The organism is Mesobacillus boroniphilus (assembly GCF_018424685.1).
In the GTDB taxonomy this organism is placed as follows: Bacteria; Bacillota; Bacilli; order Bacillales; family Cytobacillaceae; genus Mesobacillus; species Mesobacillus boroniphilus_A.
In genome coordinates, this window is record NZ_QTKX01000001.1 from 2,366,191 (window position 1) to 2,384,558 (window position 18,368).

The 18,368-nt window shown below is 43.0% G+C and carries 14 protein-coding genes; 1 reads left to right on the top strand and 13 read right to left on the bottom strand.

Annotation, left to right across the window (positions count from 1 at the left end; translation table 11 throughout):
• Window positions 1-22 precede the first annotated feature (22 nt).
• The 10 genes from polA to DYI25_RS12145 all read right to left on the bottom strand — a co-directional run bounded on the left by polA (window position 23) and on the right by DYI25_RS12145 (window position 12,870).
• Complete coding sequence (polA, locus tag DYI25_RS12100) at window positions 23-2,653, bottom strand: DNA polymerase I (RefSeq protein WP_213369032.1); 2,631 nt, start codon at window positions 2,651-2,653, stop codon at window positions 23-25.
• A gap of 132 nt (window positions 2,654-2,785) precedes the next feature.
• Window positions 2,786-3,715 carry a protease modulator HflC gene (gene hflC / locus DYI25_RS12105; protein ID WP_213369580.1) on the bottom strand — a complete coding sequence of 310 codons (930 nt, stop codon included), beginning with the start codon at window positions 3,713-3,715 and terminating at the stop codon, window positions 2,786-2,788.
• Window positions 3,708-4,676: an FtsH protease activity modulator HflK gene (gene hflK, locus DYI25_RS12110; RefSeq protein ID WP_213369033.1), complete on the bottom strand. Its 969-nt coding sequence runs from the start codon at window positions 4,674-4,676 to the stop codon at window positions 3,708-3,710. The genes hflC and hflK overlap by 8 nt, the downstream gene beginning before the upstream one ends.
• Before the next feature lie 488 nt (window positions 4,677-5,164).
• Window positions 5,165-6,928 (bottom strand): two-component system histidine kinase PnpS, encoded by a 1,764-nt coding sequence (pnpS, locus tag DYI25_RS12115; RefSeq protein WP_213369034.1) that lies wholly within the window; start codon window positions 6,926-6,928, stop codon window positions 5,165-5,167.
• The gene (locus DYI25_RS12120) at window positions 6,925-7,641 is read right to left on the bottom strand and encodes a response regulator transcription factor (RefSeq protein WP_213369035.1); all 717 of its coding nucleotides are present in this window, start codon (window positions 7,639-7,641) and stop codon (window positions 6,925-6,927) included. The genes pnpS and DYI25_RS12120 overlap by 4 nt, the downstream gene beginning before the upstream one ends.
• Before the next feature lie 130 nt (window positions 7,642-7,771).
• Window positions 7,772-8,248 (bottom strand): MaoC/PaaZ C-terminal domain-containing protein, encoded by a 477-nt coding sequence (locus DYI25_RS12125; RefSeq protein WP_213369036.1) that lies wholly within the window; start codon window positions 8,246-8,248, stop codon window positions 7,772-7,774.
• A 134-nt stretch (window positions 8,249-8,382) separates the two neighbouring features.
• Window positions 8,383-9,321, bottom strand: a complete 939-nt coding sequence (gene mdh / locus DYI25_RS12130) for a malate dehydrogenase (protein ID WP_213369037.1) — start codon at window positions 9,319-9,321, stop codon at window positions 8,383-8,385.
• Window positions 9,322-9,410: 89 nt separating this feature from the next.
• Window positions 9,411-10,679, bottom strand: coding sequence for an NADP-dependent isocitrate dehydrogenase (gene icd / locus DYI25_RS12135; protein ID WP_213369038.1), 1,269 nt, complete (start codon window positions 10,677-10,679; stop codon window positions 9,411-9,413).
• 243 nt (window positions 10,680-10,922) lie between these two features.
• A complete protein-coding gene (gene citZ, locus DYI25_RS12140; protein WP_213369040.1) occupies window positions 10,923-12,038 on the bottom strand; it encodes a citrate synthase in 1,116 nt (371 codons plus the stop codon).
• A 373-nt stretch (window positions 12,039-12,411) separates the two neighbouring features.
• Window positions 12,412-12,870 (bottom strand): DUF441 domain-containing protein, encoded by a 459-nt coding sequence (locus tag DYI25_RS12145; protein WP_213369042.1) that lies wholly within the window; start codon window positions 12,868-12,870, stop codon window positions 12,412-12,414.
• Window positions 12,871-13,297: 427 nt separating this feature from the next.
• On the opposite strand from DYI25_RS12145, the gene ytvI reads away from it, so the two are divergent.
• A complete protein-coding gene (ytvI, locus tag DYI25_RS12150; protein WP_213369044.1) occupies window positions 13,298-14,419 on the top strand; it encodes a sporulation integral membrane protein YtvI in 1,122 nt (373 codons plus the stop codon).
• 242 nt (window positions 14,420-14,661) lie between these two features.
• Here ytvI and DYI25_RS12155 read toward each other — a convergent pair whose 3' ends face one another.
• The 3 genes from DYI25_RS12155 to pfkA form a co-directional block, all read right to left on the bottom strand.
• The gene (locus tag DYI25_RS12155) at window positions 14,662-15,048 is read right to left on the bottom strand and encodes an FxsA family protein (RefSeq protein ID WP_213369046.1); all 387 of its coding nucleotides are present in this window, start codon (window positions 15,046-15,048) and stop codon (window positions 14,662-14,664) included.
• Between the two features lie 333 nt (window positions 15,049-15,381).
• Entirely contained in the window at window positions 15,382-17,142 is a 1,761-nt protein-coding gene (pyk, locus tag DYI25_RS12160) for a pyruvate kinase (protein ID WP_213369048.1), read from the bottom strand.
• Window positions 17,143-17,175: 33 nt separating this feature from the next.
• The gene (gene pfkA, locus DYI25_RS12165; RefSeq protein WP_213369051.1) at window positions 17,176-18,135 is read right to left on the bottom strand and encodes a 6-phosphofructokinase; all 960 of its coding nucleotides are present in this window, start codon (window positions 18,133-18,135) and stop codon (window positions 17,176-17,178) included.
• Between the last annotated feature and the right edge of the window lie 233 nt (window positions 18,136-18,368).

The window sequence follows — 18,368 nt, forward strand, 5'->3', positions numbered from 1 at the left end:
TGTAAAAATCCTGTTGCAACTCCTACTTTGCGTCATACCATGTTGGGCCATATGAGAAGTCCACCTTTAACGGTACCTTCAATTCAATGGCATTTTCCATGACTTCTGGCACAATCTTTTTCAATAACTCGATTTCACCCTCAGGTGCTTCAAAAATCAATTCATCATGTACTTGAAGCAACAGTCTTGTCTTAACGCCCTCTTCGCGGAGTCTCTCTGCCATATCAATCATTGCCTTCTTGATAATATCTGCGGCACTTCCCTGGATCGGGGTATTCATAGCGGTACGTTCCGCAAAACTTCTTATGTTGAAATTGCGGGCCGTGATTTCCGGGATGTATCTGCGGCGATGCAATAATGTCTGGACATAGCCCTTCTCCTTTGCATCCTTGACGATTTCATCCATATATTCTTTCACTCCAGGATAGCTTTCTAGATAGCGTTCAATGAATTCGCCAGCTTCCTTCCTTGTGATGTTCAGACTCTGGGATAATCCATAATCACTGATACCATACACAATCCCGAAGTTGACCGCTTTTGCATGCCGGCGCATATTGGAGGTGACTTCATCTTTCCCTACATTAAACACTTCCATCGCGGTCTTAGTATGGATATCCATATCATTCCGGAAAGCATCAATCAGTTTATCATCCCCCGCAATATGTGCGAGGACACGCAGTTCAATTTGGGAATAGTCCGCAGCAAAGATGACCCAGCCTTTTTCAGACGGAACAAAAGCCTGCCTGATTTTACGTCCTTCCTCAAGCCTGATTGGGATGTTCTGCAGGTTAGGGTCTGTTGAACTCAGTCTCCCTGTTGCTGTTAACGCCTGGTTGAATCTTGTATGGACTTTTTCAGTCTCTTTATTGACGACCTTTTGCAAACCTTCAATATATGTTGATTGCAGCTTTCCTAGCTGGCGGTAGTTAAGAATTTCTTCAATAACTTTATGCTTTGGCGCCAATTTTTCAAGGACGTCCGCTGAAGTAGAATAACCTGTTTTCGTCTTTTTCGCAGCAGGAAGTCCCAGTTTTTCAAAAAGGATGACACCTAATTGTTTTGGAGAATTGATATTGAACTGCTCACCTGCCATCTCAAAAATCTTTGTTTCGATTTCTGCAAGGCGGCCCTTGATCTCTTCGCTCATTTTTCCAAGACGATCCATATCCAGTTTGACACCCTGATACTCCATATCTGCGAGCACCAGCGACAATGGCATTTCCAGGCTGCTGAACAAATCATACTGATCATTGTCCCATAGATCCTGCTCAAGCTTTTCTTTTAATGAAACAAGTACATCCGCCTTCCGGACCAGGTGCTCTCCAAGGATTCTTTCCTCCGGAATTTTCCGTTTAGCCCCTTTTCCATAGACAGCTGCGTCAGCCTGCACGCTCGTGAAGCCATGCTGTTTTGCGATTGCGGCCAGGTCTTCCGGTGACTCGGAAGGATTGATGATGTAGGATGCGAGTGAGACATCGAAGTCAGCGCCCTTCAGATGGATGCCATGATGTCGCAATGAGACCTCGGAACGTTTCGCATCATAGACAGTCTTTTTGCTTGATTCATCCTCGGCCCATTTCTTGAATTCTTCAGATTCCAATGCGATTTTTACAGGCAGGTAGAAGCTGCCATTTTCATTTACTACCGCAAATCCGATAATATCGGCATAATGGTAGTTATCTTCGAGTACTTCAACATAAAAGCCGTTTTCTTTCGCAAAAATACCTTGCTCAATCTTATCAAGTTGCTTGAACTCGATTTCTTCAAGTTCTACATTTTCGGCTTCTGTAACTGCTCCCAGCTTGTCCAGAAGAGAATTGAAGCCGAGTTCCTTGAACATTTTCACAAGCTTTTCGTTCTCAGCTCCTTCATACTCAAGTTCACTCAACTCTAATCCTACTGGTGCTTCACGCGTGATGGTTGCGAGTTCTTTGCTCATGACAGCCTGGTCTTTGAATTCCTCAAGCTTTTCCTTAAGCTTTTTTCCGCCGACTTGATCAATCGAGCCGATCAGATTTTCAAGTGTGCCGTATTCCTTTAACAGCTTGATTGCCGTTTTCTCCCCTACGCCAGGAACACCTGGAATATTATCAGATGCATCACCCATGAGACCTTTCATATCAATAATCTGTTCCGCACTGAGCCCGTATTTTTCCTTGATATGCTCAGGTGTATATTCCTCAATATCGGTGATCCCTTTTCTTGTAATACTGATTGTCGTCTTGTCAGAACTCAACTGTGTTAAGTCCTTATCACCTGAAATTACCTTTGTTTCGAAGCCATCTTTTTCAGCTTGCAAACTCAGAGTACCGATAATATCATCAGCTTCATAATTCTCCAGCTCATATTGCGGGATGCCATATGCCGTTAGCAATTCACGGATAAACGGAAACTGCTCTGAAAGCTCTGGCGGGGTTTTTTGCCTTCCGCCCTTGTATTCACTGAAGGTTTTATGTCTGAAGGTCGTTTTCCCTGCGTCGAACGCTACAAGAATATGTGTAGGCTTTTCATCCTCGAGAATTTTCATTAGCATCATCGTAAAGCCATAAACTGCATTTGTATGTATCCCTTTTTCATTGTTCAATAATGGCAGTGCAAAAAACGCACGATACGCAATACTGTTTCCATCTATCAAAACAAGCTTCTTTGACATGTCATTCCTCCTCCTTAAAGACACTGTACTTTTCTGGTATGACTCTATATAGAAAAAAAGACCGTTAGATTCCTTCCTATTTTATCATGAGAGATAATAGAAAGAAAAATAACGGCCTTTTGGTTGGCTCTATTAATTTGTGTAACCCATCAGCATCCTTGCGTACGGTGAATCAGATGGGAGGACAATAACGGTTTCACCGTTGATTGTCTTTTTATAGGATTCCAATGTGCGGAACATTGTGTAGAATTCCGGGTCTTTGGAGAAGGTCTGGTTGTATACTTTAGCAGCTTCCCCTTCCCCTTCGCCTCGGATGGTTTCAGCATCAGCTGTAGCTTTTGCGATCAGCTCCTTCACTTCCCTGTCCGTCTGGGCAATGATTCTGTTTTTCTCGGCATCCCCCATAGAAAGGTATTCCTGTGCCTTTGACTCACGCTCAGAGATCATTCTCGTAAATACCGACAATTCATTTTCTGCCGGCAGGTCAGTCCTCTTCATGCGGACATCTGTCACAACAACACCATAATTCCCGCCATCAAGAAGCTCATTGACTTTTTCTGTCACCCTATCATTCAATGATCCTCGGGATGATTTTTCATCATTGATGATTTCATCATAGTCCAGCTTACCGAGCTCAGAACGGACAACCGAATAGATGAACTCCTCCATTCTTGATTCCGCACCCTCTAGCGTCCTTGCATTTGAAATCATCTTTTTAGGATCTTCAATTCGCCAGATCGCATAATTGTCAATCAACATTCTCTTTTTGTCCTTCGTGTTGATTTCCGCCTGTGAAACATCATATGTCATCTGGTATTTAGGCAGTGTTGTAACACTCTGGATAAACGGAACCTTGTAATTTAAACCAGGTTCTTTGATAATCCTTACGACCTCTCCAAACTGCCTTACGACTTTATACTCTCCTTGCTTCACGATAAAAACATTAGTGATAATGAAGACTAGCAGGGCAATAAGGATGACCAGGAAGATTCCGAACTTAGTATATTTTCGCCAGGATCCACCACTGCGTTCATTAATATCAATCACGTTTTGATCAGCCATTATTCTTTTCACTGCCTTCCTGCTCTGACTTCGGTTTATCTGCTTCAAGCGGGCGAATCGGGAAATACTTCATTGTATTGCCATCATCATTCATGATGTAAATTTCTGTTCCAGGCAGGACTTGCTCAAGCGTCTCCAAAATTAAACGCTGTCTTGTGATATCCGGATTAGATTTGTATTCAACATACAGCTTGTTGAATACCGCAACGTCACCTCTAGCCCCTTCGATCCTCGCCGCTTTTTCCCCCTGTGCCCTTGAGATAAGCGCATCCTTTTCCCCCTGAGCTTCGTTCAACTTCTGATTTCTGTATTTCTTTGCTTCATTTATTTTCGTGTTCATTGTTTCACGCGCATCTGTAACATTGGTAAAAGCCTTGCGCACTTCTTCATTTGGCAATTCAACATCTTGTAGTTTCACACCAAGGACAGATACACCCATATCGTACTTTTCAATCAATGATGACAATAAATCACGAACTTCTGCTTCAATTTCTGCTTTTCCTGAAGTCAATGCATCATCAATTTGGGAACTTCCGATAATGCTTCTAACAGACGCTGAGGTAGCATCATACAAGATTTCTCTTGGATTATCTGCGTTATACAGGTATTTTTCCGGATCTGTTATTTTCCATTGAACAACCAGATCGGCAAGGACGATGTTTTCGTCACCAGTAATCATTTTTGTTTCATCAGGAAATTCCTTGATTTCTCCGTCCTTTTCCTCATAACCAAACTGGAGGCTGAACGTTTCCTTTGATAATTTCTCGACACTTTGGATTGGCCATGGCAGCTTGAAGTGCAAGCCCGGTTCGCTTATACCTTCCTCCACCTTGCCAAACGTCAAAATGACCGCCTGTTCTGACTCATCGACCGTATACCACGTCGTGAACGCCGAAAGACCCAAAATAATGGCCAGAACGACAATCCCGCTCGTTACGTAAATCTTTTTTAAGCTAACCATCTCATCCCCCTCTTCCTATGCTTCTGTCTATGTTTGTTTTTACGTTTATAAACCGTAAAAGTTTCAAAAGAATGATAATTGAAATACAGTTTTGTTACAATGGTGTTTTTTGTATAATTTATTTGAAATGAAAAAAGCACAAGCGGGGTCGGCTTGTGCTTCTTTCTGGCTCCTTGGATGAAGGGGTTTTCACTAATGATTGTAGCAAGGAAGTGTTAAGGGAAAATAAATCTGTTGTTAAGTGAATGTAAATTTAGGACTATTTAAAAGCAGCATTATATAAATGCCCAAAGCAGGGTGGGTGACCTCAAATGGGCACCTAGGAAATTTCTATAAGCTCGAAACGGGGTAAGAGTACCAAAAAATGGCGCATAGAAAAACACTTTCTAGTCTGTACTAAAAAAAGCCCAATTCAGTTACGAATTGGACTGCTAATTGTTGCCTAATTAGATTTTGTACTCAATTGAATTTTCGACTGCTTTTCCCTATTAAGGCAGCTTCTTAAATAGCTTGATGGCAAAGGTGGTTCCTTTGCCTATTTGGCTAGTGACCTCGATGTGTCCTTTATGAGCTTCTACTATGTGTTTAACAATGGCGAGGCCAAGACCTGTTCCGCCTGAGTTGCGGCTTCTCGCTTTATCCACTCGATAGAAGCGTTCGAATATCCTCGGTATTTCACTTTTCTCAATGCCAATCCCTGAATCTTTTACCTCGACAGCAACGGTGTCTTCCCGGGGATTTATAGATATTTCAACCCTGCCGTTATTTGGCGAGTAAGTGATGGCATTGCTGACAAGGTTAATCAGCACTTGCTTCAGCCTATCTGCATCTCCTTCAATGACGGCATTATCGCTTGTTTGAACGAGTTTTAGGAGGATATCCTTTTGGGCTGCTTTTCCTTTTAAAATTTCAATGACTTCATTGGCCTCTTTAACAAGATCAACCTTGCCAGTTGTCAGTCGGAAGCCATGCTGCTCTATCTTAGAAAGGTCGAGCAATTCCTGAATCAGTACCTGGAGGCGGTCACTTTCTTTTAAAATGATTTCCAGGAAAGCTTCCAGCGTAGCTCGGTCATTCATCGCCCCATCCAGCAACGTTTCCGAAAATCCTTTGATTGAGGTGATTGGCGTTTTAAGCTCATGCGAGACATTAGCCACGAAGTCCTTCCTCATCTGCTCCAGTTTTTTCAGTTCGGTAATGTCATGAAAAACGAGCAGGATTCCCTTCCAGACATTGTTTGTCCCGATGATTGGAACTCCATATACTTCGAAGTGCCGCCTTTCGATTTCCATAGGCAACACGACTTGTTTCCGTACTTTTTCCTCGGTCATGAAAATCTCTTCTACCATCTGGGTAATTTCTTCATGCTCAATGACTTCATAATAAAGCTTGTATAGGTATTCAGCAGGCTCTACATTAAAGATTTCCTTGTACGGCTTATTAATCAAGTTGATAAAACCCCTGCTATCAATCAGAATCAAACCGCTGCCCATATTTTCAATCAGTGTGGTCAATCTGTCCTGCTGGGATTCTTTCAGCTTCATCAGTTCCTGAAGGTTTCTTGCCAGGATATTGACCGATGAACTCAGCATACCCGTTTCATCAATATGATCCTCATAAGTCCTGGCCCGATAGTTCCCTTTTGCCAGCTCGATGGCCACATTTGTCGCAGACTCGATAGGTTTCGTATAGCGATTAGTGATTCTTGTACCAAGAAGGATGATCACAATCAAAGCCATGCCAAGACTAATGGTAAGAATCCACCAGATTTGGCGATAAGCTTTCTGCAATTCATCAATCTTTGTTGTTAAAAACACATACCCTTCTTTTTTACCGTCATGAAGGAGAGGATTCCAATAATAATGCAGATCAAAACCGCCACCTACCTCAAGGTCACTCTGTTCCTTCGGGGTGTCTTCCACGATGTCGCCGATAATTTCCCTGTGACGGTTGATTTTCGTGCTTGATAGTTCACCCGTGTCATATTGGATATCACCTTCAAGATCAACAATCGTGATTCTTGCATTAAGCAGACCGCTCATCCTTGAGATTTCTTCGTTATCCAGCGATGCGAGCCCTCCATTTTGCTCGATATTGGAGGTCAAAAGATTGATTTCAATCTCCAGTCGTTCATTAAATGAATTGATATAATAATTTTTGAATAATTGCCCTAAAAGCAGCCCAAGGCCTATCAACACGATGATGATCAGGGTAATGAGGGCAAATAAGAGACGAGTCCGGTACTTTGTCATTCTCCCTTTGGTTCCTCCAGCTTATATCCAAGGCCTCGAATGGTTTTGATATAGGATGGCTTCTTTGTGTTTTGTTCGATTTTTTCACGCAAGTGGCTTATATGTACATCTACAATTCTTGTATCGCCGGCAAAGTCATAATTCCAAACAGCACTTAGCAACTGGTCGCGTGTAAGTACCCGGCCCTTATTCTTCGCCAGATAGAGAAGCAATTCGAATTCTTTCGGAGTCAGCTCGAGTAATTCTCCCATAAAATAAGCTTCATAGAATTCCGGCATGATTTTAAGCTCGCCAATTTTGATTTGCCCCGCGTCCTCCTGCTTTTCTTCCACTGTTTCGGGCTGTGTCTGCGTCCTTCGGAGAATCGCTTTTACCCTCGCTACAACCTCGCGCGGACTGAATGGTTTGGTCATGTAATCATCAGCGCCTAACTCCAGGCCAAGCACTTTATCAAACTCGTCATCCTTTGCCGTAAGCATCAAAATCGGCACATTGATTTTCTGCTGCCTGAGCTGTTTGCATACTTCCATACCATCCAGCTTCGGGAGCATAAGATCCAAAATCATCAAATCTGGTTTCTCATCTGCTGCAAGGCGGATCCCTTCCTCACCGTCCATGCCAGTCACTACCGAATACCCAGCCTGTTCGAGATTATATTTCAGCAGTGTCACAATAGATTGTTCATCGTCTACAACCAAGACCTTCTTGTTCATATGAGCCTCCAAAAAAAGTTATTACCCCTGTTTCATCCAATAGCTCTATTTACATTATAATATCAACCCAACCGATAAAATCAAATTTAAAATTAAAAAGGGATGCACAATTATTGTACATCCCAAAAGTTTAAAAGTTTTCTAATGCTTTTCCGTCCATACGCTGGACTGGGTATGGAGGACAGACGAGCAGTTGCCCCTTAACCACTGTCTCATCTTCTTCATTTTTTCCTGTAACTGAAATCTCAATGTTATGCTTGCTTTTGATTACTTCGGTTACTTCAAAAAGGAATTGGACTGTCCCATAATGGTAAACAGGCTTCACATACTCAATATCCTGCCTGAGAATATGGCTTCCTGGTCCTGGAAGGTATTTTGAAACAGCCGAAGTGATGATCCCATTCAGCATGATTGCAGGAACAATCGGCTTTTCATAAGGTGTCTGTGACGCATAATCATGCTGGATATACAAAGGATTGGCATCATTCGTCAATCCTAAATATAAAAGGAGATCTTTATCTTCGATTTTTTCGGTTAATGTTAATTTTTCTCCGACAGTGATTTCTTCTATTTTCCTGCCAAGCTTACGTTTTCTTCCGAGCAGCATAGCGTTTACCCCTTTGCAATAGAAGTTCAGGAATGTTCATTCCCATCTCTTGTCCCAAATTCATATACTTTATAATTTTTGTAAAAAAATCGGGGAATATTCCCCGATTTTTTTTAATAGTAAACTGTTAACGATTAAGCAAGTACTGCCATAACGTTGCGTACTGCTTCTGCAGACTTATCAAGTGCTGCTTTTTCTTCTGAAGTCAATTCAAGCTCGATTACTTTCTCGATACCGCCAGCGCCAAGGATTGTTGGAACTCCAAGGTAAATTCCTTCGTATCCATACTCTCCTTCTAGATATGCAATGGAAGGCAATACGCGTCGCTGATCCTTCAAGATAGCTTCGCACATTTCAACCAGGGAAGCTGCCGGCGCATAGTAAGCGCTGCCATTCCCAAGAAGGTTGACGATTTCGCCGCCGCCTTTGCGGGTGCGTTCTACGATGGCATCAAGGCGGTCTTTAGGAATAAGCGTCTCAAGAGGAATGCCTCCTGCATATGAATAACGCACAAGTGGAACCATGTCATCGCCGTGGCCTCCAAGAACGAAACCTGTAACGTCTTTAACAGACAGGTTTAATTCTTGTGCTACAAATGTACGGAAACGGGCAGTATCCAATACTCCCGATTGGCCGATTACGCGATTTTTAGGAAATCCTGACTCTTTGAAGATTGTGTAAGTCATCGCATCAACTGGATTAGTCAATACGACGATGAAACTATCTGGGGAGTGCTTAGCGATTTCCTGGGATACACTTTTCATGATTTTCTGGTTCGTCTGGACAAGGTCATCACGGCTCATGCCAGGTTTACGCGCAATACCAGCTGTTACAACAACGATATCTGAGTCTTTCGTATCTTCATAGCTGGAAGTACCGGTAATGTTCGCGTCAAAGCCTTGGACTGGGCTCGCTTCAAGCATATCAAGCGCTTTACCCTTTGTAGGGTTTTCCATTTGAGGGATATCGACTAATACTACATCCCCAAGTTCCTTCTGTGCTAACAAGAATGCTGTTGTTGCTCCTGTGAATCCTCCACCAATGACTGAAATCTTTTTGCGTTTCAATGACATAAGGCTTCCTCCTCAGAACGAATATATTTTTAAAAATATATGTTATTTATGTAAAGGCTATCCTTAAAAAGGATAGCCTTCCGCACATTTTAGCCCATGTTCTTGATCAGTTCGTCACCGAACTCAGAAGTCTTGACTTCTGTAGCGCCATCCATCAAACGTGCGAAGTCATATGTTACAACCTTAGAAGCGATTGATTTTTCCATAGACTTGACGATCAGGTTAGCAGCTTCAGTCCAGCCAAGGTGTTCAAGCATAAGTACACCTGAAAGGATAACTGAAGATGGGTTTACCTTATCCAAACCAGCATATTTAGGAGCTGTTCCGTGAGTCGCTTCGAAAATAGCGTGGCCAGTTTCATAGTTGATGTTTGCTCCAGGAGCGATACCGATACCGCCTACCTGTGCTGCAAGTGCATCAGAAATGTAGTCACCGTTAAGGTTCATTGTTGCAACAACATCGAACTCTTTCGGACGTGTAAGGATTTGCTGAAGGAAGATATCCGCAATCGCATCTTTCACGATGATCTTGCCAGCAGCCTCTGCGTCAGCCTGAGCTTTGTTTGCTGCATCCGTACCTTGTTCTTCCTTAATCTTGTCATACTGAGCCCATGTGAATACCTTATCACCGAATTCTTTTTCAGCAAGTTCATATCCCCAGTTTTTGAACGCGCCTTCTGTGAACTTCATGATATTGCCTTTATGTACAAGCGTTAGTGACTTACGGCCTTCTGTGATGGCGTAATTGATCGCTGAACGTACAAGGCGCTCTGTTCCTTCTTTGGATACAGGCTTGATACCGATACCTGAAGTTTCAGGGAAACGGATTTTATTTACACCCATTTCGTTCTGCAGGAATGCAAGAAGTTTCTTCACCTCGTCAGATCCGCTTGCATACTCGATACCCGCATAGATATCTTCAGTGTTTTCACGGAAAATAACCATGTCAGTGTCCTGAGGACGCTTTACAGGTGAAGGAACTCCTTCGAACCAGCGAACAGGACGCAGGCACACGAATAAGTCCAGCTCTTGACGCAATGCAACGTTAAGAGAACGGATTCCGCCACCGATAGGTGTTGTTAAAGGACCCTTAATCGCGATTAAGTATTCATTGATTAACTCTAATGTTTCACTTGGAAGCCACTCACCAGTTTGGTTGAATGCCTTCTCTCCAGCAAGAACTTCTTTCCAGACAATTTTACGCTCACCCTTGTATGCTTTTTCAACAGCAGCATCAAGAACGCGTACAGAAGCTGCCCAGATGTCTGGACCTGTACCGTCACCTTCGATAAAAGGAACGATTGGATTGTTTGGTACGTTTAATACTCCATCTTTAACTGAGATTTTTTCACCTTGCATATTATTCTCTCCCTCCAAAATCATTCAACATTGAAATCTTCAAAGCTTTTTGTCTGGTTCCGATAAATGCGGTGCCAGACAAGAATCAAAGGTTAGCAGGCTTGAATTGCCACTAACCTTTCAAATTGTAAGTCAGGCATCCTTTTAACTAACAGGAGTTCAAAAGTATGCTTAACTTCCTTACTCTCCTATTACAGCAATTTTTCACTAAAAAGTAAAATATTGCTCCTTTATCTCTAATAATTATCTCTTTTCGATGGCAACATATTCTTGTTTGCCAGGGCCTGTATAGTCTGCACGAGGGCGGATCAGGCGGTTGTTGTCATACTGCTCAAGGATATGTGCAAGCCATCCTGATACACGACTTACGGCAAAGATTGGCGTGAACAGGTCATGGTCGATGCCAAGGCTGTGATATACAGATGCTGAATAGAAGTCAACATTTGGCGGCAGGTTCTTTTCACCTGTCACGATTTCTTCAATCTTAGTGGACATTTCGTACCAGTGAGGTTCACCAGTTAGCTCAGTCAGCCTCTTGGACATTTCTCTCAAGTGTTTCGCACGAGGATCTCCCTGGCGGTAAACACGGTGTCCAAAGCCCATGATTTTTTCTTTGTTCGCAAGCTTGCCGCGAATTGCTGGATCAACATTTTCAAGAGTGCCAATTTCAGTCAGCATTTTCATAACTGCTTCATTTGCTCCTCCATGAAGAGGTCCTTTCAATGCACCGATCGCAGCTGTAACACCAGAGTACACATCAGACAGTGTCGCAACGCAGACACGTGCAGTGAATGTTGAAGCATTCAATTCATGGTCAGCATGCAGCACTAGCGCCTTATTCATTGCTTCTACTGCTACTTCATCAGGCTCATCCCCAGTTAGCATGTAAAGGAAGTTTGCCGCGAAGTTAAGGTCTTCTCTTGGCGCGATAGGCTCAAGACCTTTCCTTACTCTTGCGAAAGCCGTAACGATCGCTGGCATCTTAGCCTGGAGGCGGATCGCTTTGCGGTAATTCGATTCTTTTTCCATTACATCAGCTTCATCGTCATATAATCCTAAAAGAGATACAGCCGAGCGAACGGCAGCCATCGGATGGACTTTGTCAATCGGGTACATTTTGAAATGTTCCAATACTTCTTTTGGCAATGCCGCATTCTCTGCAAGCTGCTTCTTCAATTCGTCCAATTCTGCCGCTGTAGGAAGCTTGCGATGCCATAATAAGTAAATCACTTCTTCAAAACTAGCATTCTCAGCTAGATCATCAATGTCATAGCCTACATAAGTCAGCGTGTCGTCGATAATAGAGCTGATAGAAGATGTTGTTGCCACTACCCCTTCAAGACCACGTGTTACTGTCATACTCAATCTCTCCTTTGTAGTTAATTTCCCCATATCCCATTTTGTCTGTATGTGAATTGCTGTTAAAAACAGCGATCAGAAAAAAAGAAATTTCTGACACTTTATACGAAAAGCCGGACCATACGCCGGCGACAGACCGATTCCAGCCGAAATGCCATCTATACGATGCTCTGGGTATCGAGCGCTTGCTCAGGCAGCCGGCAAAAAAGAAAATGCTTACATTTTGTTAAATTGAAAAAACCGTGGATACTCACTCCATCCCCAGGCCTATGTAGGGGGATGGAAGCAGTTACAAGTCCTATTATAAACAATTATCTGACATTTGTGAATGAAAACAACTTAAATCAATATAAAATATTATTTTACAAAAAGGCTATTTAAATACTTCAAAGATTTTCATTGCCGCAAATGCGATACCGGCACCAATCAAAGGACCTACTGCTACTCCTTTGAATAATGAAACGGCCAGAATTGTTCCCAGGACGAGTGCGGTTGTTATATGGGGATCTTCTGCCAGCAAGGTAACTCCACCCTTAGCAAGCAGAGCAACTGCCATTCCTGAAATCAGGGCAATCCATGCATAAAGTGATTTGAAAGCACCACCTAAATCCTTGAAGCCAATATCACCGCTGGCAATCGGTGCCAGGACAGCAATAGTGATAATCGTAACTCCCCAGTTAATGCCCTTCCCCTGGAGCAGGGAAAATGTCTTAGCTTCAAAACCAGCAAGCTTCATCACAAGCAAGACCAGGACCGCAATAATTAACGATTGGTTTTTAGCCAAAAAAGCAATCGCCAATAAAGTAAATAAAAAAAGCATAGGCTCAAGCATAAATTGTCATCCTTCCACAGTTAAAACTATTGTAACATAATTAAAAATATTACACCAAGCAAGTAGGATAAAGATTGCTGCACCTACTGATTATACGCTTTAAGTGTTTGTATAAATGCAGAATTCAATTGGGACTCAATCCGCTTTCGGCAAGATTCATTATATGTAATCTATGTAGGTTTGCACATCTTTCTATGCATCCCTGGTTCAAAAGTCTCCCCCCAAGCTTTGTTCGAAAAGCAACATTCACTTCGAAGAAAGCCTTAATCAAAGATATTTTGGTTTTTAAAGGATTTTTAAAAATTAAATCGAATCTTTTAAAATGATAAACCGTATATTTTAGGAAACTTTCAGGACTGGCATCAAGCTTTTAAGATATACAAACAGTATTGGCAACCAGTGGCCCATTCCAAAAGGAGGAACCTGTTTGAATCCCATATATCTACATAGGACATTACGCTTTATTTACGTGATAGGTGTCGTTGTGGCTGGCGCGCTTGCACTTTTTTTCGTTTCCAAGGTAACTTATCCATTCATCATCGGCTTCCTTATTGCTTTTATGATGAATCCGCTCGTCAACTTTTTCCAGACACGCGCAAAAATGCCCAGGGCACTCGCAGTATTCATTTCCCTTGTGCTGATCATGTTGGTGTTCGCTGGGTTGATCACATTGCTTGTGGTCGAGATTGCTTCTGGCGCTGAATACCTTGCAAAAGTTGTCCCTGAACATCTGATTACATTGATTGATTATATTGAACATTTATTTGCTGCTCAACTTATCCCACTTTACAATCAGCTAACCAGTATGTTCCAAAGCCTTGAGTCGGGGCAGCAGGATACCATAGTGGATAATATCCAGAATGTCGGCGCCACCTTCGGGACAACGGCAGGGAATTTTATCAAGGACTTTTTTGAAAAAATCCCAAACATTCTGTCCTGGTTCCCGAATGCCGCGACGGTCCTTATTTTCTCATTATTAGGGACTTTCTTCATAAGTAAGGACTGGTATAGATTATCCGCAAAGGGTACCAGGTTTTTGCCTAATCGCGCAATGACGAGCAGCAAGACCGTTTTTGACGATTTAAAAAAAGCATTATTCGGCTTTGTCAGGGCTCAGGCAACACTGGTTTCGATCACTACCGTCATTATCCTGATTGGTCTGCTGATCCTTCGTATCGATTATGCCATCACAATTGCCCTGGTTACCGGTATAGTTGACATCATTCCATATCTTGGTACGGGGGCTGTTTTTGTCCCGTGGATCATTTATGAAGCGATAGCCGGTGAGATGAGTACTGCAATCGGTTTAGGCGTCTTATACATTGTCGTACTCGTCCAAAGGCAGGTAATGGAGCCGAAAATTCTTTCATCAAGCATTGGGCTTGACCCGCTGGCCACCTTGATCGCCCTGTTTGTCGGTTTCAAGACCATCGGCTTCCTGGGATTGATTGTCGGTCCCGTAATCCTGGTGATTTTCAATACTCTGCAACGTGCTAATGTATTCCAGGATATTTGGGCATTCATTAAAGGCAAAGACGAAGTCATCTAAAATAAGGCTGAAAAATATTGTATAGACATGGTAAAGTATCTATTTTTGGAACCCAATAATTTCGAAATGCAACAATCAAAACAAAACGCCAACCTCAGTGGGGTTGGCGTTTTCTATTTGTCCAGCTTCAGCGCCTAGCCCCTTGAGTCACTTCGGCCCGACCAATGAAGTCAAAGAACGACTTGACTGGTCGGCCCTCCAGTGCTTGTCGGGACTGACCAAGGCGCTTACGCTTTTCTATGTTAACGAATTACTTTGATCGTACCTTTATCGATCCAGTTACGGAATAATTTTAGCATTAATGCTTTGAAAAATTTCCTGGTCGGTGGTGCCAGGAGTAAAAATCCCAGACTGTCAGTAATGAAGCCCGGTGTTAGAAGCAGAGTACCGCCAACGAGGATGCTCACTCCATCCAGGATGACATCTCCAGGCATCATGCCTCTCCTTAACTGGTCCTGAGTTCTCCTTATCGTTTCCAAACCCTGCTGCTTTGCCAAAAAAGCCCCCAAAAAACCCGTTAGGATGATAAGCAGAATCGTCGGCCAAATACCGAACGTTTGACCTGAAAGAAGCAGAACACCAATCTCAGCAGCCGGAACAATAACTAAAAACAAAAAAATATATTTCATTCTCCACCTCAATGTTTTGGAATAGCGTGTCCTTATATTATACGGTCCCCGCTGACGATAATACAATAATATGATTGCTGGAAATCGCTAAAAGTATGAACTGGCGGCGCGAACACTAAGGACTGATTCCGTTAAATATCCGAACATGGATCGACTTCAGACAGTACCGGCGAGAAACACCGATGTTTTGTCCGAACATTGGTTAACTTCGGATATTTCTAGCAAGATCACCCGCTGTTTTGTTCGAACCTATTATGACTTCAGAATCTCCAAAAATAAAAGCGTGAAATCCGGTATGATTTCACGCTAAATATATTTTAAGCATTAACGATATTATAAAACGCTGGCATGCCCTTTGTAGATGACTCCTCTTGCTGAGTCAACCGTAATTTCCTGGCCATCTTTAAATAGTTGCATTGCGTTTTCTACGCCTACAATGACTGGGATTCCAAGGTTTAATCCGACTACTGCCGCATGGCTTGTCAAACCGCCTTCTTCAGTGATCAGGGCGCTGCACTTCTCGAGTGCTGGGACCATTTCACGGTCTGAGCCGATTGTTACGAGGATGCTGCCTTGTTTTACCTTATTGATTGCTTCTTGTGCATCCTTTGCTACGACTACTTTTCCGTATGCAGATTTGCGTCCGATACCTTGAGCTTTTGCAAGGATATCGCCTACTACATGGATCTTCATCAGATTAGTTGTGCCTGCTTCTCCAACCGGCACACCCGCTGTGATCACTACAAGGTCACCGTGGGATACAAGACCGCTGTTCACACTTTCTTCAACTGCAACTGCCAGCATTTCATCTGTAGTTTCAGCTTTCTGGCCAAGCTGCGGATAGACTCCCCATACAAGTGCCAGGCGGCGGACTACATGGTCATTGGAAGTTGATGCAATGATTGGTGCCTTAGGACGGTATTTAGAGATCATACGCGCTGTATGGCCGCTTTCAGTCGGTGTAATGATTGCATTCACTTCTAGGTTTAACGCTGTATGTGCAACCGATTGTCCAATAGCATCCGTAATATTGTGTTCAGTGTCTTTACTTCGGGCAGATAACAATTCTTTATGATCAAGTGCTTGTTCTGCTCGTGAAGCGATATTATGCATTGTCTGCACAGCTTCAACTGGGTACTGTCCTGCAGCTGTTTCGCCAGAAAGCATGATAGCATCTGTACCGTCAAAGATCGCATTTGCTACGTCACTTGCTTCCGCTCGTGTCGGGCGCGGGTTGCGCTGCATGGAATCAAGCATCTGGGTTGCTGTGATTACAGGCTTGCCAAGTGTGTTACATTTCTTAATTAATGCTTTTTGTACAAGAGGTACTTCTTCTGCTGGAATTTCTACTCCGAGGTCTCCACGGGCAACCATCAGGCCATCTGAAACTTCAAGGATTTCATTGATGTTGTCGACGCCTTCCTGGTTTTCGATTTTAGGGATGATTTGTATATGGGAACCCTTGTTTTCTTCAAGAAGCTGGCGGATTTCCAATACGTCTGTCGCACGGCGCACAAAAGATGCTGCGATAAAATCTACACCTTGTTCAATACCGAAGAGAATATCCTTTGCGTCTTTCTCGGTGATTCCTGGCAGGTTAACAGATACACCTGGTACGTTCACACCTTTTTTATTCTTAAGCGTTCCGCTGTTCATAACTCTAGTTTTAATTTCATTGCTAGGCTTGTCGATGCTGATAACTTCTAACCCGATTAAGCCGTCATCAAGGAGAATTTTCGCCCCTGGGTGTACATCATCAATCAACTGGTCATAAGTAACAGAGAACTTTTCAGGCGTTCCTAGAACTTCTGTCATGGAAACGATGCACTCCTGGCCAGTCGTTAGCTCAATCGCTCCGTTTTCCATATCGTTCGTGCGGATTTCAGGGCCTTTTGTATCAAGAAGGATACCTACATTCTTCCCTGTTTTACCTGCAGCTTCTCTGATATTCTTGATACGTGCTGCGTGTTCTTCGTGATTTCCGTGTGAAAAATTAAGGCGGGAAACATTCATACCTGCTTCTATCAATTGAACCAATTTGTCTACACTTTCACTAGCGGGACCAATCGTACAAACAATTTTTGTTTTGCGCATAGCTTGCAACCTCCTGGTTTACTGTAAAGAGATTTAAATAGAAAGCTCTTTTGATAATTTATATAAGTTCAAATCAACAGTATGCTCTTTTGCCAGAGCTTCAATGATATCGTAATCGACCATCTTGTTGTTTTCCATTCCGACAGCACGTCCGCCTTTACCTTCCAATAAAAGCTCTACTGCCCGTGCTCCCAGCCTGCTTGCGAGTACACGGTCGAATGCTGTAGGTGTTCCGCCGCGCTGAACATGGCCAAGGACGGTTACACGTGTATCAAAGTCAGTCTCTTCCTGTAATTGCTTCGCGAAATCATAACCGTTCATGACACCCTCTGCTACAACAATGATACTGTGTTTTTTACCACGTTCATGACCTTTTTTAAGACGGTGAGCTATGTCCTTCATGTCATGGGGATCCTCAGGAATCAGGATTGTTTCCGCACCGCCTGCCAGACCAGCCCATAATGCAAGGTCTCCAGCGTTGCGTCCCATAACTTCTACAACAAACGTTCTTTCATGTGAAGAAGCAGTATCACGGATTTTATCGATTGCATCGATGACAGTATTTAGCGCAGTATCAAATCCGATTGTGAACTCAGTTCCTGGAATATCATTGTCAATTGTTCCAGGAACACCGACACAAGGGTATCCTTGCTCAGTCAACGCTTTTGCCCCTCTGTAAGAACCGTCTCCGCCAATGACGACTAGTCCGTCAATACCAAGCTTATTCAATTGCTCGATTCCTTTTTGCTGGCCTTCCTTCGTCTTGAATTCTTCGCTTCGAGCCGAATAAAGGAACGTTCCACCCCGGTGGATGATATCACCAACTGAGCCAAGCTCCAGCTTCTTAATATTTCCGCCCATCAAGCCTGCGTATCCGCCAAATACACCATAAACTTCTACATCATGGTAGATCGCTTTTCTAACAACCGCACGAACTGCAGCATTCATGCCGGGCGAATCCCCGCCGCTCGTCAAAACACCAATTCTTTTCATCTTTTCACCTCATTCAGTATGTACTCTACCAAAAACAAATCACTGTAGTATTCTGATATTAGCTTGTCTTATTATAAACAGAATACCCGGGAATATTTCTAAAATACCACGTAGATTACCTTATCTCAACTGAATCCTCAATATTGACAATAAGACGGAATTATCATGTAATTGCAAGCGCTTCAATAGGTTTAAAAGGCTCTATTAGTATCTATGTTGCCTTCCCTCAACCC

Excerpts from the sequence above, each read along its gene's own strand:
- hflK (WP_213369033.1), bottom strand. The coding sequence starts at position 4,676 with ATGGTTAGCTTAAAAAAGATTTACGTAACGAGCGGGATTGTCGTTCTG.
- pfkA (WP_213369051.1), bottom strand. The coding sequence starts at position 18,135 with ATGAAAAGAATTGGTGTTTTGACGAGCGGCGGGGATTCGCCCGGCATG.
- DYI25_RS12145 (WP_213369042.1), bottom strand. The coding sequence starts at position 12,870 with ATGCTTGAGCCTATGCTTTTTTTATTTACTTTATTGGCGATTGCTTTT.
- DYI25_RS12120 (WP_213369035.1), bottom strand. The coding sequence starts at position 7,641 with ATGAACAAGAAGGTCTTGGTTGTAGACGATGAACAATCTATTGTGACA.
- pnpS (WP_213369034.1), bottom strand. The coding sequence starts at position 6,928 with ATGACAAAGTACCGGACTCGTCTCTTATTTGCCCTCATTACCCTGATC.
- hflC (WP_213369580.1), bottom strand. The coding sequence starts at position 3,715 with ATGGCTGATCAAAACGTGATTGATATTAATGAACGCAGTGGTGGATCC.
- citZ (WP_213369040.1), bottom strand. The coding sequence starts at position 12,038 with ATGACAGTAACACGTGGTCTTGAAGGGGTAGTGGCAACAACATCTTCT.
- mdh (WP_213369037.1), bottom strand. The coding sequence starts at position 9,321 with ATGTCATTGAAACGCAAAAAGATTTCAGTCATTGGTGGAGGATTCACA.
- DYI25_RS12125 (WP_213369036.1), bottom strand. The coding sequence starts at position 8,248 with ATGCTGCTCGGAAGAAAACGTAAGCTTGGCAGGAAAATAGAAGAAATC.
- polA (WP_213369032.1), bottom strand. The coding sequence starts at position 2,653 with ATGTCAAAGAAGCTTGTTTTGATAGATGGAAACAGTATTGCGTATCGT.
- icd (WP_213369038.1), bottom strand. The coding sequence starts at position 10,679 with ATGCAAGGTGAAAAAATCTCAGTTAAAGATGGAGTATTAAACGTACCA.
- pyk (WP_213369048.1), bottom strand. The coding sequence starts at position 17,142 with ATGCGCAAAACAAAAATTGTTTGTACGATTGGTCCCGCTAGTGAAAGT.
- DYI25_RS12155 (WP_213369046.1), bottom strand. The coding sequence starts at position 15,048 with ATGAAATATATTTTTTTGTTTTTAGTTATTGTTCCGGCTGCTGAGATT.